We start from the raw sequence: 16,546 nt of genomic DNA on the forward strand, positions 1-16,546 counted from the left end.
CCAAAACCCTTCGGCTCCGCTCAGGACAGGCTTCAACAAAAAAGTCTAGGCTTACGAACCTTTATCTAAATTTATCATTCGGCAGCTAAATTTTATCCCGATAGCTATCGGGATCGCTTTGTTATTTTTTGCTAAATATAAAAATTCATAATGCTCAAACAGCCTAAAATTTTTAACGCTGCACTCATTTCAAATTTTACGATAAATTTTCGATAGGCCAATTTGACATTTAATTTCAACCTCTTTTAATATTAAATCTGTGGAAATATTAATAATACGAGGCAATCTGATAAGAAGAGAGAAAACCTTTAGGACAATTTTGATTTATATTAAAAAAATATCTATAAAGAAAAATTAAGAAGCACTTCTATTTTCCATTTTCTGAAGAACATAAAATACAATTCCTCCTAAAGCATAACAAACCACATCCCAAATATCTCCCGTATATCGATAGGATTGTTTTGGAAGATAATATTCAAAAACAACCGAATACAGAACTACTAAACTTATAATTGTAAATAAATCTATGCAAATGCTTTTATCTTTCTTAATAAACCAAGCCGTATGCAACCCAAGCGTTGCTACCATTGGTATTACAAGAAAATCATTTAGGTGATTAAAAACCCAGTTAGGCGCAACTATTTGAAAATATTTCAATCCTTGAACGCATAAAAACACTACTACTGAAAAAAGCACATAGCCATGTAATATTTTAAGCGGAACATTGCGCATTAGATAAACAATAACGCTATTAACCAAGCTATAAAGCCGCCAACAACCATTATCACCATCCAGATAGAATGCAATAGGTAGTAAGTACCGCGAATTAGCAGAAAACGATTGTTTCTCCACTTTTCAGTAAAAGAATCCTCTTCTTCAGGTTCTGAAACAATTTCGGGATCAATTTTGTTTTCATTATTTGTCGACGGTAATTCCGACTCTTGCTTTTCTAAATTAGCATTTTCGAGTTCGGTATTTTCGCCATTATCTTTCTTCGACATATCAATCAAAATTCAACTTTCAAAAATACGAACTATTTTTATCGAAAAAGAATGATATAGTCCTTTTGAAGATTTTTGAGCATATGCCCTTTGAATAATAGTTTTTAAAAATTATTTAGGGTCTTTATATTTTTCATACATCGACCCAAAATGTGAATTGATAAACAGATCGAATGGAATTTCCTCTTGCTTGATAAAACCTTTGTGTTTTAATTTCCCTTCTGAAACCAAATCTACAACTGAGGAAATACTACAAGCTGTTGTCCAACTTATGGCGCGCCAGTCTTTATTATCTAAGGTAATTCTGCGATAGGACTCTGAAAATTCTTTTCTTCTTAACTTCCCATCTATCATTCCTTCAACGGCAGCATAAACGAGAACTATATCTTCATCAACCAACGGCAAGGCATTGTTTAAAATATCTTTAGCAAGTTTTCGGTCGTCTTTTAGAAGCAAATCGTAGAGCAATAATTTCATTCCATCTCTATGTCCTGGATATCTTATGGTTTTATAGTTTAGAGTATCTACTTTCCCTTCCATAGTTTCACACATAGTTCCCAACCCACCAGAGGTTAAAAATGCTTCATATTGACGGCCGTTTATATTTATAATCTCTAGGTCGTTTAAGGAGCTGAGCATTTTACGTTCGCCGTTGTGAATCACTTCAGCATCGTTTAAGTATTCGTTAATTACCCCTTCTGCACTCCAAGTAAAACTATACCCTAATAGCCCCATTGGATGCAAAGGCAAGGCTCCTACTCTTAGTTTTACCGATCTAACCTCAGAAAACTTACTGTATAATCCCGCTCCTAAAATCCCGATAAAACCTGGAGCCAACCCACATTGTGGAGCCAGCACCGAGTTGCTGTTTTCAGACATTTTTAGGATAGCATTTAAAGTAGGTACATCTTCGGTTAAATCGAAGTAATGAACGCCCATATCAACAGCTGTTTCGGCTATTTTAATATTTAGAAAGTAAGGCAAACAGGAGACAACAGCGTCTTTGTCTTTTAGAAAATCACGTATATTCTTATCGTTGGAAACATCTCCTTTTACTATTTCAAAAGGAAATTTCTCTTTGGCTTCATATTGATCCATTCCTTCCACATGAAACTTTGAACTTAATAAAGTAGCCACTAAACTTCCTACTTTTCCCAGACCTAAAACACCTATATTTTTTATCATTTTGTCAATTGTTAGATACCTTGAAAGTTAACGATAACTCCCAAACATTCCAAAGAAAAAAATAGCGGTAACTACCAAATAATTAATCCGAACTGTCTAAATGAAAACCAATTCCTATAAAAAATCGTAGTTTATTAATATTGTTTACATAGGACATATCGAAGTTTACTGGCCCTAAAATAGAATTATATGAAAAAGTTGCCCCGGTAGACATTAAAATACTAGGCTGATCTAAATCTGACCATTTTCCTTTGTTAGAAAACGCATCTCCTATGTAATCCTTAAAATCTCCAAACCCAACGGAAGCAACATTAAAATGTGGTGTTATATATACTTTGTGCATCACATTAATTTGAGTCGCCAAATTCAGTTTTATAAATTGACTCATCACCAACTCTTTGTCTTGCAAGCCAGGGAAAACGTAGAAATCACTTCTAGCAGATCTTAAATTCCCGCCTAAGGAATATTTTGAGTTAAGCGTTAAACCTGAATACAATTCCTCCTCAGTCGATTCGACATCGTCTATTGTAAAGTGTCCTGCAGCACCGATAATAGCGGTAACAATATTAGACACTGGAAATCTTTTTTCATAATCAACTCCCAATCTAGTAAACCCATTGGTGTCGCCATTGTAATCTGGAATTGTATTATCTGTAAAATTTACCTTTAAATTTCCAAGCAACGATCTTCCTACCCAACCTTTAAACTCCGAACCTTCAGTAGCAAATAGCACTTTATTCATACTATTAGATTTGTAGTGAGCATAAAGTTCTACATCGTAATTATCGTACATACTAAACTTAAAAATATTCTCATTTAAGTTCGGGTTTATAGTTGGCTTTATATTCGTGTTGTGATATCTTACACCAAGCCCCACGTAGCTACGCATAGGACTAATATTCCAATTAACTTGATTGTCAAAGGAATGATATCTATTTCTTACATTCTCAACATAGTCTCCTTGTAGATATACTTTTTGCTTTTTTTGTTCGCCATATAATTCTGCTCGCCACCACCAATTGCGATTTTTACTGAAATTCTTTTGATACTGAAGGCGAAGTTTTGGCTGTTCGGCAATGTCGGCAGTAATTACAGTTCGTGATGCATCGCCTAATAAATTTCGACCCGTGTAATTTAATACAACCCCAATCCCGTTGTACCCATCGTAATGCAAGCCACCTTTCAGTTGATGCGGCGATCTTTCAACAGCGTTAAAGTTTAACTCAACAGCATCACTATTTATATCAATATCGTAAGCTATTTGAGTAAAGATCGTCGTTCCCATGGCTCTATTTACACCTTCTATTACTTCATTTACGTTATAAGGGGTATCGGTTTCTAAATCTAAATGAGCTTTTACCAAGGCAAGGTTAGCGTCACTCACGCCGTTATAGGTAATAGTGTCAAAACTAAATTTATCTCTTGGTTTTGGAGGATTAACTTTTATCTGTTCGTAGTTTTTCAGCATTTTCGCCAAAGCTCTAAGCGTATCCATCTTTTCTAGTACAGCTTGTTTTCCATTTTCATAAAGAATATTAGCCTTATCGAAATCTGCTGAGGAATAGGAAAGCTTCCCACTATGATCAATTAAAATATCACATAGCTCTCTGTTTTGGGGTCTTTTCTTATTACTATTTAGCATAGTAGTTTGAGACATTAAGGCGGGAAGGCTTTGTAACTTTTCCTTTGTAAAAGGCACGTCGCCAACATCACTACCAATAATAATATCGGCACCCATTCTTTTAGCTACATCTACTGGAAAGTTATTTAAAAGCCCGCCATCTATCAAGAGGGTTTCTTTGTAATCTACCGCTTGAAAAACTCCTGGAATAGACATACTGGCCCGCATAGCAAGTGCTAACGAACCCTCGCTTAAAACAAGCTCTTTTCCATTGACTATATCGGTTGCAATTGCCCTATACGGAATTGCCAAATCGTCGAAATTTGTAACGTCGTAAACTGGGAAGGTTAATAGCGTAATAAGTTCTCGAAGACCCTGGTCGTTTACTAAAAAGTTACCTAGTTTAAGGCTACCATCCATCCAATCCATCTCGATGGCATAGCGTCCAAACTCTGCTTTCTCTTCAACGCTCACGTCTTTTAGGGCCACGCCGCCACCCATCAAATTATCCCATTCGGTCTTTTTTAGAATATTTGTAATACTATCTCCAGAGTATCCCATTGCATATAAAGCGCCAACAATACTCCCCATGCTATTCCCAACAATTAAGTCGGGCACTATCCCTAATGAATCTAAAACCTGTAAAGTGGGAACGTGAGCTATTCCCTTTGCCCCTCCACCACTTAGCACCAATGCTACCTTTGGTTTTTTACCTTGGAAAGTTTTCTTTTTGAAATTTGTAGAATCCTGCGAGTGAGCTATAAATTGCACAAATAGCAGAAAGGCCGTAAAAAATAGTAATTGTCTTCTCATACTCAATTATATATGTGAATATAGAGAAAAAAGAGATTTAAGCATCGGTTATTGCGTTATTTCAACAGAATAACAACTAAATTGTGATTTTTATAGTTTTTTACACACAATTAACTTGAAAGTTTTAAAAAATCATAATCGATTAATTTTATTTTAAACTACTAGAATCCTTTTTAAAATTCCTCCCAAAACTTATTTTATAATGTATTTTTGAAGTATAGTATAAAGCGCTAATAGAAATTACTTGATGGTTTTTAACCTTGAGTTTCTTAGGCAACAATTCTCAAACCCGAAAGAATATTTATTTTTAGAATGATTGAAGATCTAAAACAAAGCTACGGACATCTTTTTGAAGATGATTTACTCAACGAAATTATGGAGGTTGGGGTTATTAAGGAAGTCCCCGAAGGTTCTAAAATGATGGATATAGGCGACTATGTAAAATCTATGCCGCTGCTTATTTCTGGAGCAATCAAAATTTTAAGAGAAAATAATGAAGGCGATGAGCTCCTACTCTATTATTTAGAAAAAGGAGAAACTTGTTCAATGACTATGACGTGTTGCCTAGGCCAAAAACAAAGTGAAATTCGAGCCATAGCCGAAACGGATGCCAAACTAATAATGGTTCCCGTTCAAAAGATGGAAGAATGGACTTCTAAATACAAATCGTGGCGAAATTTCGTTTTTGAAAGTTATCACAACAGAATAAATGAACTTTTGGCAACCTTGGATAGTATTGCTTTCCACCAAATGGATGAAAGGCTAGAGCAATATTTACGTGAAAAAGCTAGGGTAAATGAAAGCGATATTATTAAAAACACCCACCAAGAAATTGCATACGACCTCAATACTTCCCGAGTAGTAATTTCAAGATTGCTTAAAAAAATGGAGCAAATGGAAAAAATTGAACTTGGCAGAAATTATCTAAAAATTTTAAACTTATAATCTATGTGTAACACTTGTTACAACACAGGCTGTTTTAAAATATTACTTTTGGCGCAAGTTTAAAATTATGGAATTAATAGAAGTTTTTGGATATATAAGTGCATTAGCAATTGGAATTTCTTTAGGTATTATTGGCGGTGGTGGTTCTATATTAGCCGTTCCCGTTTTGGCGTATTTATTTTCGATAGACGAAAAAGCAGCGACAGCCTATTCGCTATTTATTGTTGGAGCAAGTGCTTTGGTAGGTGGAGTAAAACAACATCTTAAAGGTTTTGTAGATTGGCGAACCGCTATTGTATTCGGGATTCCTTCGATTGCCGGTGTATCTTTAGTGAGGTATTTTGTAATTCCTATTCTACCTGAAGTTTTGTTTAGCATTGGCGATTTTGAACTCACCAGAAGAATGGGAATGTTTGGCTTTTTTGCCCTACTAATGATTCCCGCAGCTTTCTCTATGCTAAAGCCTAAGAAAGATGTTGCTGTAAATAAGAATACTGAAGTAAAATACAACTACCCCTTAATCCTTCTTGAAGGGTTGCTAGTAGGTGCTATTACTGGCTTGATTGGTGCTGGTGGCGGATTTTTAATTATACCTGCCTTAGTGATTTTAGCAAAAGTTGAAATGAAAATTGCCGTAGGAACTTCCTTAATTATTATCGCTTTTAAATCACTACTCGGTTTCTTTTTAGGAGATGCACTAACAATGAATATCGATTGGCCTTTCTTAATGCTTTTCACCGGAATATCATTTGTAGGTATTTTTATCGGTAGTTATTTAAGCAATTTCATCGACGGGAAAAAACTTAAAAAAGCCTTCGGATACTTCATTTTTGCCATGGCTTTCTTCATTTTCTATATGGAGTTTATTCTAAAGTGAGAAGTGAGAAGTGAGAGGTTAGAGGTTAGAAGTTAGAAGTTAGAAGTATGACTTAGGACGTATGACGGTAGGACTTATGACGCAAGATGTAAAGCTTTTGTTTTCTTTAAGGTTTTTATCGTTTAATTTCATCTTAATACCTTTTTTTCAACTTAAGAGTATAGCACAGTCCCCTTTTGTAACCTAGGTTACTGCCCCACTTAAATTTCAGTCATATTTTTGAACATAATTAAATCCCAAAAGGTTTACTTTAAAATAAAAAAATATGAAAAACTCAATTACAGTACAGAATTTAAAGTGCGGTGGATGTGCAAATACTATCACAAACAACCTATCTAAATTTGAAAATATAAGTGAAGTGCAAGTAGATGTAGAATCAAGCACAGTTTCGTTTGAATCTGCCGATACTGAAGAAATATCGAGAGTAAAAGAAAAACTAAAAAGCTTAGGCTACCCTTCAGTAGACGACGCTAACTCACTTACTTCAAAGGCGAAATCGTTTGTAAGTTGCGCGACTGGGAAAATGACTAGTTAGATTTTTGATGAAAAATTAATTAAGGGATTCTTCCATTTGAAAATTCCGAAATTACTTTTTTCAAACCTATAAAATCAATTTTCTCACCCTTTGTAACCTGAGTTACTGTACCTTATTATTTAATGTCTTACCTTTAATAATTATAAGGAAATAGATAATAACTAAGGAAAAAATTGAAGAGTTCATTCTGCAGTATTACTCTAGATTTTTAAGAATTAAACAAAATTGAATAAAAGCAAACAAGACTAAAGAAAACCACAGAGTCAAAGAATTAAGTAGAAAATGCACATCTTTTCTCTCTTTTCACTGTTCTCTGTTCTAAAAATAAAATAATTATGAAAATAAAACAATTTGAATATAAGCCACTTTCACATTTTTCGTATGCTATTATAAGCGATGGAAAAATGGCCTTAGTGGATCCAGAAAGAAATCCGCAACAGTATTATAAATATGCCGAAGAAAACAATGCTGAAATAGTTGCCGTTTTTGAAACGCACCCTCACGCCGATTTTGTGAGTTCGCATCTTCAGATTCATAAAGAAACTGGAGCAACTTTATATTGCAGCCAAAAAACTGGGGCCGATTACCCACATCAAGCTTTTGACGATGGTGATGAAGTTAAAATTGGAAATGCTACTTTCAAAGCTATAAATACTCCAGGACATTCCCCAGATAGTGTAACGTTTGCAGCTACAGAAGGCGACAAAACAGCGTTGTTTACAGGTGATACACTTTTTGTAGGAGATGTAGGTCGTCCAGATTTACGTGAAAACGCAGGTCACGTAAAAGCTAAGCGTGAAGAATTGGCGAAAATGATGTTTGACACTATTCAGAATAAATTCACTCACCTACCGGATAACGCATATGTTTACCCAGCTCACGGGGCAGGTTCTTTATGCGGAAAAGGAATGAGTGCAGACGCAACCTCTAGTACTTTAGGAAATGAGCGTATGGGCAACTGGGCTTTTAAAAAACAAACAGAAGAGCAGTTTGTAAATCACTTATTAGACTCTCAACCTTTTATTCCACACTATTTTGGGTATAATGTTGATGTAAATAAAAACGGTGCAAAAAACCTTAGAACTTCTCTAGGTGAAATCGATCTTAAATTAAATGTTACTGAATTAAATAAAGATTTATTAATCGTTGACATTAGAGATGAAAAGGATTTTAAAAAGAATCATATAGCTGGAAGTATAAACATTATGGCTACTTCTGATACTTCCAAATTTGAAACTTGGTTAGGATCTATTGTTCGCCCAGATGAGAAATTTAAAATAGTAGTTGATTCTATAGACAATGTTGAAAAAATCCTTCAGCGTACTGCTAAAATTGGATATGAAGCAAATGTAGTTTCTATAAGTACACTTGCGGAAAAAGGTTTAGAAAAATCTGATAGATTAAATGTAGATGAATTCAAGGAGAATCTAAAAGACTATACTATAGTTGATATTCGTAATGAAAGTGAATTTTCGGAAGGGAAGTTTTTTGACGATGCTATTACCATTCCGCTACACCAATTACGCGAAAAAGTAGCTGAAATACCTACAGACAAACCGATAGTGGTTCACTGTGCTGGAGGTTACCGAAGTGCAGCTGGCTCAAGTATTCTTGAAAAAGAATTAAACGCAAAAGATGTTTTTGACCTCAGCGACGATGTAAACGACTTTAAGAATTAAGGTTAATCGATTAATTATTTAGAAAGGACGTTTTAATAACGTCCTTTCTTCATTTTAATAGTAATTATTACTAAATCATTACTGTCGATTTCATAAATTTGAGTGACCAACTCTCAATCAGTTATGGAAGACATGATTTTTTACGATAGGATGCAATTTGCATTTACTATCACTTTCCACTATTTATTTCCGCAATTAACCATGGGACTATCCCTGATGATAGTCTATTTTAAATGGAAATTCTTAAGAACTCAAATAGATAAATACAACGATGCTGCAAAGTTTTGGATGAAGATATTCGCTCTTAATTTTGCAATGGGAGTGGTAACAGGAATCCCAATGGAATTTCAATTTGGAACCAATTGGGCTAAATTTTCTGAACTTACGGGAGGAATTATCGGTCAGACCTTAGCAATGGAAGGAATGTTTTCATTTTTTCTTGAATCTTCATTTTTAGGATTGTTTCTTTTCGGAGAAAAATTACTTGGACAAAAGCTCCATTTTTTAACTGGCTTCTTAGTTTTCCTTGGTTCTTGGGCAAGCGGATATTTAATTATTGCAACCCATTCGTGGATGCAACACCCAGTGGGTTATGAAATATTAGAAAACGGAAAATTTGTTCTCAACAACTTTGGTGCACTGTTTTCCAATCCTTGGCTGCTACCTTCTTTCTTACACAATCAAATGGGATCTTTAATCACCACTTCTTTTGTAGTTGCAGGAGTTGGTGCATTTTATATCCTAAACAATAAACACAGTGAATTTGGAAAACTCTTCGTGAAAACTGGGGTTATTTTTGGTTTGGTTTCTAGCCTATTAGTCGCTTTTCCTACAGGAGATTGGGCAGCAAAAAACGTTGTAAAATATCAGCCAGTAACTTTTGCAGCCATGGAAGGTATTTTCGAAACTGAAGAAGGTGGTTCTGAAATTATCTTAATCGGTCAACCCGATGTGGAAAACAAAAAACTAGACAACAAGATTGCGGTTCCGAATATATTGAGCTTTTTAACCTACCAAAAATGGGATGCAGAGATCAAAGGTCTTAATGAATTCGACGAAAGTGCTTATCCCACAAACATCCCTGGCTTGTACTATTCGTACCACATAATGGTTGGTTTGGGAACTATTTTTATAGGATTATTGCTTTTAGCAGCCGTTCAGTTATTCAGAAAGAAACTTTATAAAACTAAATGGATTCTCTGGTCATTGATGTTTATGATTCCTTTTCCATATATCGCAAATACTGCAGGTTGGTATACTGCCGAATTGGGAAGGCAGCCGTGGTTGGTTTACAATCTTTTAAGAACCGTCGATGGAATTTCCCCAACTGTATCATCAGGAAATACATTATTTACTTTACTTGGATTTATTGGACTTTATTTACTGCTAGGGCTATTGTTTTTAATGCTCGCTGGAAAAATCATCTATAAAGGTCCTGAAACCACTAAACTCAACTAATTATGGAATTATTCTGGTATATCGTTTTAATGGCTATGCTTACCATTTATGTGATTTTAGATGGTTATGATTTTGGAGCAGGAATCATTCATCTTTTTTATGCGAAAAAAGAAAAAGACAAAAAGGCTATTAGAAATGCTATTGGCCCATTTTGGGATGCTAATGAGGTGTGGCTTATAGCTGTAGGTGGGGTTTTATTTTTTGCTTTTCCAACTTTGTATGCATCTTCGTTTAGCGGTTTTTATTTGCCGTTGATAATGATATTATGGTTACTCATTTTTCGAGCTATCGGACTAGAATTAAGAGGACAAATTCACAACAAAATGTGGGAAGCAATTTGGGATAAAGCTTTCGGAATTGCTAGCCTACTCCTAGCCTTGTTTTTTGGGATTGCACTGGGAAACGTAGTAAGAGGTGTAAATTTGGGGATGGTTACTGACGGAGTGTCTGCCCACGAGCCTCATTTTTTCTTCTTACCACTTTGGAATTCAACTTTTAGTCCGCACGCAGAACATTTAGGTATAATCGACTGGTTCACAATTTTACTGGGGGTAATCGGTGTTGTAGCTTTAGCTATTCACGGGGCAAATTGGATAATTTTTAAAACGAATTCAGACTTAAACCAAAAGCTTAAAAAAGTAGTTTTTAACTTGAATATTGTATTGTTAATCTTAGTTATTATATCGCTATTTTCTTGGCATATAATCGACCCTAAACCATTTCATAATTTTGTAAAATATCCTTGGCTTTGGATCTTCCCGATAATCACATTTAGTGGAATTTTCGGCTTATTTAAAGTCAAAAGCTTTAAAAAGGATGGATTAGGATTTTTATTTTCAACCTTATTTTTATTTGGCGGATTAGCTTCAACTGTATCTTCTATATTCCCAAACTTATTACCATCTACAAATGACGTAAACCCTTCCCTAACCATTTATAACGCAGCCGCACACGAGTATGGTTTATCAATTGGTATTTATTGGTTTGTTATAGCCGCAGTGTTAGTAGCCATATATATGGTTATTCAGTATCGTGTTTTTAAAGGAAAAATGGACGATGTAGGGTATGGAGAACATTAGTAAGTTTTAGTATTACTTCATTATGACAGATACACTTATTGCTATAATCAGTATTTTTATTGGAATCCTTGGTGCATTGCTTTTAAGCGTAACTAAGAAGAAATATTCAATGGGGTTCACAGGAAATACAATCGCTGGAATATTCGGGAGTATATTTTTTATTAAAATCTTCGGAAGGCTTGGCTTCGACCCTATTTCCATTATGAAAACAGGAGAAGTTAACTATGCACTCTTTGCTATAAATATGGCCGTTTCACTAGTAGGAGGCGCAATTGGCTTATTAGTTACTAAGCTAATTGTGACTAAGATGAATCAGAAAAAATAATTCATTTTTCTACTTTGTAACAAAAGTCACTGTATCTATCCTTTTAAATCTCAATCTTTGAAATAATATTTTTAATTATATGAATTTCAGCAGTTCCTAATAATCGTATTATTTAACTGATTCATATCATATTCAGTTCAGAAAAAAATATATATTTTTGATACTTAAATGAAAGCCATATTCGCCATATCATTTTCTTTTCTCCTCGCTTTCCAAAGCGTTGGCATTGGCATTCAGGATATATTTTTAATAGGCAAACTAGTACAACACGCCGAATATCATTCAGAAAATTACGGAGACGACTTTTTTACATTTGTTCAAAAACACTACGGTACTGAGAAAGAAAATCATCAAGAACCTGAACACGAAGAATTGCCATTTCAGCATATTTCTTGTCAACACGTTTTAACCGATGTTGTGATAGTTTCATTGGATATTACTTTACCAAAAGTGGAAATAAACATTCCACAATCTCATAAATTTTATTACCAAAATTTATATTCCTCTTTGGAAAAAATTTCAATTTTCCAACCTCCAAAATTCGCATAACTAAATAGACCTTTTGGAAATTATCTATTTCCAATTGCAAGTTTTTACTGCTCCAAACTTGGATCGGTATTCCAACAATTTTCTATTGATTAATACTTCAGCAATTTATCTGTTGAAGTTCAAAGATTAATTTAGTTATGTTATCAAAAATCATTCAATTTAGCATCAACCATAAACTCATTATCGGGTTATTTACCCTTGTTTTGATTGGCTTTGGTGTGTTTTCCCTTACACAATTACCTATTGGGGCAGTTCCTGATATTACCAACAATCAAGTGCAGGTTATTACCACTTCCCGCAACCTTTCTACTCAGGATATGGAACAGTTTATCACCTACCCTGTCGAGCTGGAAATGGCCAACTTACCTGGGGTAGTTGAAATTCGTTCTACTTCAAAATTTGGACTTTCAGTAGTTACTATTGTTTTTGAAGAAAGTATGGGTACGTACTTGCCCAGACAACTTATTGCAGAGAAAATTCAATCTGCATCCGAAAATATTCCCGAAGGATTTGGCACGCCTCAAATGGGCCCGATAACCACTGGTCTTGGTGAAATTTATCAATACATTCTAGACGTAAAGCCAGGGTATGAAGATAAATACACAACCACTGAACTGCGCACAATTCAAGATTGGATTGTAAGAAGACAGCTCTCCGGAATTCCTGGTGTAGTGGAAGTAAATACTTGGGGAGGACATTTAAAGCAATATGAAGTTGCTATAAATACCAACAAGCTGAATGCGATGAATATTACCGCTTCAGAAATATTTACTGCATTAGAAAAAAACAACAGTGTTTCAGGCGGTGGTTATATTGAAAAGGAAAATCAGGCTTATTTTATTCGCGGGGAAGGCTTGGCTACTTCATTAGAAGACATTGGAAATATTGTAGTAAAAAACGATAATGGCTTCCCTATTTATGTGAAAGATGTCGCCAAAGTACAGTTTGGCAGTGCCCCTCGTTTTGGTGCTATTACCGGAAATGGAGAAGGCGAAAAAATCCTCGGACAGATAATGATGCTGAAAGATGGCGATTCCAATCAAGTAATAAATGACGTACAAGAAAGAGTAGCGGAAATAGCAGAATCTCTACCTGAAGGGGTTTATATAAATCCGTTTTTGGATAGAAGTGTGCTGATTGGAAAAACCACTTTTACAATTGCTGAAAACCTTATTCTCGGGATACTTATTGTAATTTTTGTAGTGGTGTTACTATTAGGAAATTTCCGTTCCGGATTAGTGGTAGCCTCTGTTATCCCACTGTCATTGCTTTTCACGCTCTCGATGATGTACTTATTTGGTGTGGACGCAAACTTGATGAGTCTTGGCGCTATCGACTTTGGAATTATCATTGACGGCGCAGTAATTATAGTTGAATTTGTCGCTTTTCAAATTAGTAAAAACGCTTCAAAACTCAATGCACTTCCTTTATCAGAAAGGCGATTAGCAAAAGATAACCTCACCTGGAATAGCGCTTCAAAAATGATGAATTCTGCCATTTTTGGGCAACTTATTATTCTTATAGTTTTTATTCCTATTCTTTCATTAAGCGGTGTGGAAGGCAAAATGTTTAGACCGATGGCGATGACGTTTAGTTTTGCGCTTATCGGAGCTATGATTTTGTGTTTTACTTATGTTCCTGTAGCTGCTTCTCTATTTTTAAAACCCGAGGAAGCTTCCAAAAGAAATATTTCTGTTCGGATAATGACCTTCTTAAATCGCTTTTACGAACCGTCAATTCGTTGGGCATTAGGAGCGAAAAAACTGGTTTTAAGTATTGCTGTTTTAATCCTTGCAGTTACTGTTTATATTTTTACTACTATGGGTGGCGAGTTTGTCCCTACGCTTGACGAAGGTGATTTTGTAATTCAGCCTGTATTAAAAACGGGGACTTCTCTTAGCAATACCATTGATATTACTACTCAAATTGAAAAAATTCTCATTGATAATTTCCCAGAAGTTGATCAAGTGGTTAGCCGTATTGGTGCCGCAGAAGTTCCTACAGACCCGATGTCTATGGAGGAAAGTGATGTTATTATCACTTTAAAACCAATAAAGGAATGGACATCCGCCTCAACTAAAAATGAGTTAGCTGAGAAATTTAAAGAAGCCTTAGCAATAATTCCTGGGATGGAAGTGGAATTCACCCAGCCTATCGAAATGCGTTTTAACGAACTTATTACAGGAGTTAGAGCAGATATTGCGATTAAGATTTTTGGAGAAGACCTCGATATACTAAATAAAAAGGCTAACGAAATAAAAGGCCTAATAGAAAATGTTGAAGGTGCCGATGATATTATTGTAGAAAAAGTTGCCGGCCTACCCGAAATGAATGTAAAGTTCGACAGAAATAAAATCGCACGGTACGGTTTAAACATTGAAGATTTAAATGAAATGATCTCAATGGGCTTCGCTGGAAAATCCTTGGGAAGCATCTTTGAAGGTGAAAAACGATTTGATTTAGTGGTTCGTTTAGATGAAAATAATCGTCGCGATCTTTCAAATCTTCAAAACCTTTATGTTGATATTCCAGCCGGCGGGAAAGTTCCTTTAAGTGAACTAGCTGAAATAAAATACTCCAAAGGTGCTGCGCAAATTTCCCGAGACGACACAAAACGTCGCATTGTAGTTGGGGTAAATGTGAGAAGTCGCGATCTACAAAGTGTAGTTGATGATGTTCAAAAAATAATTGACGACAATCTTAAACTCCCTGCTGGCTACACAATTGATTACGGAGGTCAGTTTGAGAATCTTCAAAGTGCAAAAAACAGACTTTTAATCGCCGTTCCCATTGCATTACTGCTGATTTTTATAATGCTTTATTTCGCTTTTAATTCAGTAAAAGAAGCTTTGATGATTTACTCTGCAATTCCTTTGGCAGCGGTTGGTGGCGTGTTGTTGCTTTGGATTCGCGATATGCCTTTTAGCATCTCGGCAGGTGTTGGTTTTATTGCCCTCTTTGGGATTGCCGTACTTAACGGAATTGTTTTAATAGAACATTTTAAAGAACTTAAAAAAGAAGGAATGACAGATAAAAACGAGCTTATAGTACAAGGTACAAAAGACCGTTTACGTGCAGTATTACTAACCGCTTCTGCAGCAGCACTCGGATTTTTACCAATGGCTGTTTCAACAAATGCTGGGGCTGAAGTTCAAAGACCATTAGCTACTGTGGTAATTGGTGGTTTGATAACAGCTACAATTCTAACCTTAATAGTTTTACCTGTGTTGTTTTCAATTTTTGATTCTGATAAAAAAAAGAAACCTAAAAAGAAATTAGGAAAGTCATTGCCAATTACAATTCTCGTATTACTTCTAAGTTTTTCAGGAATGGCTCAGCAGAATCCGAAATCGTTGCAAGATTTACAGCAAATGGCTTTGGAAAACAATGCTGGACTTAAAGCTTCCTCACTTCAGATGGATGAAGCCAATGCTTTAATTGGTAGTGCTTTCAGTTTTGATAAAACCACAGTTTTTTATGAATTTGACGAAAATAATATGGCACCGAATAATGAGCCTCTTAAGGTTTTTGGTGTGGAACAAGACTTTCTTTTCCCAACAGTTTACTTCGCTGAAAAGAATGTAAATAAGCGTCAGTTTGAAATGCAAAACAAGCAATACCAACTTCAAAAACGCAAAACTGAAGGGTTGGTTGCAGCAGCCTATTATCAATATCAATATGAAAAAAACAGAGCAAGTGTTTACGAGAGATTGGATAGTTTGTATCAAAATTTTGCGCACGCAGCGCAACGCCGTTTTGAATTAGGTGAAACAAATTACCTAGAAAAGATAACCGCTCGTGCCAAACAACGACAGTTAGAAACCGATTTCAATCAGACTAAAGAAGATGTGTTAATTGCAATGGAGCAGCTAAAAACTGTAGTTCAATCCAAAGATAGTTTGCTGATTGCTGAGCACCCCCTTGAGAAACTTCAACTTTCAATTGCAGCTTCTGAACAACATCCAGCGTTAGACTATTATGAAAGTAGAAACAACTTTTTTCAAGCTAAGAGCAGTCTTGAAAAGCAAAGCTTACTTCCAGATATCAGTCTTTCCTATTCGTTAGGTAGCAATTCTGGTTTGAGTCAGAACCTTTACGCCTATCAAATCGGACTTAAAATTCCGTTGCTTTTTGGCGGAAATGCTTCAAAAATAAAAGCATCAAAGATTGCCGCAGATGTAAGTCAGCAACAAGCTGAAGATTATAGAATTCACTTGAATTCAAGAAAAGTGCAGTTGCTCAATGAAGTTTCAAAATATGAAGATGCACTTCAGTATTACGAAACCGAAGGAAAATCACTTTCAGAAGAAATTTTAAAGACAGCCAATATCAGTTTCAAAAATGGAGAAATAGACTTTTTTCAATACATCCAAAGTCTTGAAAACGCTTACGAAATTGAATTACAACATCTAGAAAACCTCAATAAATACAACCAAGCAGTAATCGCTATCAACTATTTAACGCTTTAAAAAATTAATT

General features: G+C 35.2%; 13 protein-coding genes. 9 read left to right on the forward strand and 4 right to left on the reverse strand.

Translation table 11 applies throughout. The features are described 5' to 3' along the window. Window positions 1-354 precede the first annotated feature (354 nt). The 4 genes from G3A46_RS10805 to G3A46_RS10820 all read right to left on the reverse strand — a co-directional run bounded on the left by G3A46_RS10805 (window position 355) and on the right by G3A46_RS10820 (window position 4,620). Window positions 355-696: a hypothetical protein gene (locus tag G3A46_RS10805; protein ID WP_165149705.1), complete on the reverse strand. Its 342-nt coding sequence runs from the start codon at window positions 694-696 to the stop codon at window positions 355-357. Between the two features lie 35 nt (window positions 697-731). After that, the gene (locus tag G3A46_RS10810; protein WP_165149707.1) at window positions 732-1,001 is read right to left on the reverse strand and encodes a hypothetical protein; all 270 of its coding nucleotides are present in this window, start codon (window positions 999-1,001) and stop codon (window positions 732-734) included. Between the two features lie 111 nt (window positions 1,002-1,112). Continuing rightward, window positions 1,113-2,186, reverse strand: coding sequence for a saccharopine dehydrogenase C-terminal domain-containing protein (locus tag G3A46_RS10815; RefSeq protein ID WP_206736007.1), 1,074 nt, complete (start codon window positions 2,184-2,186; stop codon window positions 1,113-1,115). 82 nt (window positions 2,187-2,268) lie between these two features. After that, window positions 2,269-4,620, reverse strand: coding sequence for a patatin-like phospholipase family protein (locus G3A46_RS10820; RefSeq protein WP_165149709.1), 2,352 nt, complete (start codon window positions 4,618-4,620; stop codon window positions 2,269-2,271). Window positions 4,621-4,932: 312 nt separating this feature from the next. Between G3A46_RS10820 and G3A46_RS10825 the strand changes: the two genes are divergently transcribed. The 9 genes from G3A46_RS10825 to G3A46_RS10865 all read left to right on the forward strand — a co-directional run bounded on the left by G3A46_RS10825 (window position 4,933) and on the right by G3A46_RS10865 (window position 16,536). Continuing rightward, a complete protein-coding gene (locus G3A46_RS10825; RefSeq protein WP_165149711.1) occupies window positions 4,933-5,565 on the forward strand; it encodes a Crp/Fnr family transcriptional regulator in 633 nt (210 codons plus the stop codon). A 67-nt stretch (window positions 5,566-5,632) separates the two neighbouring features. Next, the gene (locus tag G3A46_RS10830; protein WP_165149713.1) at window positions 5,633-6,442 is read left to right on the forward strand and encodes a sulfite exporter TauE/SafE family protein; all 810 of its coding nucleotides are present in this window, start codon (window positions 5,633-5,635) and stop codon (window positions 6,440-6,442) included. Window positions 6,443-6,707: 265 nt separating this feature from the next. Continuing rightward, window positions 6,708-6,977 (forward strand): heavy metal-associated domain-containing protein, encoded by a 270-nt coding sequence (locus tag G3A46_RS10835; RefSeq protein ID WP_165149715.1) that lies wholly within the window; start codon window positions 6,708-6,710, stop codon window positions 6,975-6,977. A gap of 335 nt (window positions 6,978-7,312) precedes the next feature. Then, entirely contained in the window at window positions 7,313-8,656 is a 1,344-nt protein-coding gene (locus G3A46_RS10840; protein WP_165149717.1) for a rhodanese-like domain-containing protein, read from the forward strand. A gap of 123 nt (window positions 8,657-8,779) precedes the next feature. Beyond that, window positions 8,780-10,114, forward strand: coding sequence for a cytochrome ubiquinol oxidase subunit I (locus G3A46_RS10845; protein WP_165149719.1), 1,335 nt, complete (start codon window positions 8,780-8,782; stop codon window positions 10,112-10,114). A gap of 2 nt (window positions 10,115-10,116) precedes the next feature. Beyond that, window positions 10,117-11,193 (forward strand): cytochrome d ubiquinol oxidase subunit II, encoded by a 1,077-nt coding sequence (gene cydB / locus G3A46_RS10850; protein ID WP_165149721.1) that lies wholly within the window; start codon window positions 10,117-10,119, stop codon window positions 11,191-11,193. A gap of 22 nt (window positions 11,194-11,215) precedes the next feature. Then, window positions 11,216-11,518 carry a hypothetical protein gene (locus G3A46_RS10855; RefSeq protein WP_165149723.1) on the forward strand — a complete coding sequence of 101 codons (303 nt, stop codon included), beginning with the start codon at window positions 11,216-11,218 and terminating at the stop codon, window positions 11,516-11,518. Window positions 11,519-11,686: 168 nt separating this feature from the next. Continuing rightward, entirely contained in the window at window positions 11,687-12,067 is a 381-nt protein-coding gene (locus tag G3A46_RS10860) for a hypothetical protein (RefSeq protein ID WP_165149725.1), read from the forward strand. A gap of 137 nt (window positions 12,068-12,204) precedes the next feature. Next, window positions 12,205-16,536, forward strand: a complete 4,332-nt coding sequence (locus G3A46_RS10865; protein WP_165149727.1) for a CusA/CzcA family heavy metal efflux RND transporter — start codon at window positions 12,205-12,207, stop codon at window positions 16,534-16,536. Window positions 16,537-16,546 lie beyond the last annotated feature (10 nt).

The organism is Aequorivita sp. KMM 9714, from assembly GCF_011065475.1.
In the GTDB taxonomy this organism is placed as follows: domain Bacteria; phylum Bacteroidota; class Bacteroidia; order Flavobacteriales; family Flavobacteriaceae; genus Aequorivita; species Aequorivita sinensis.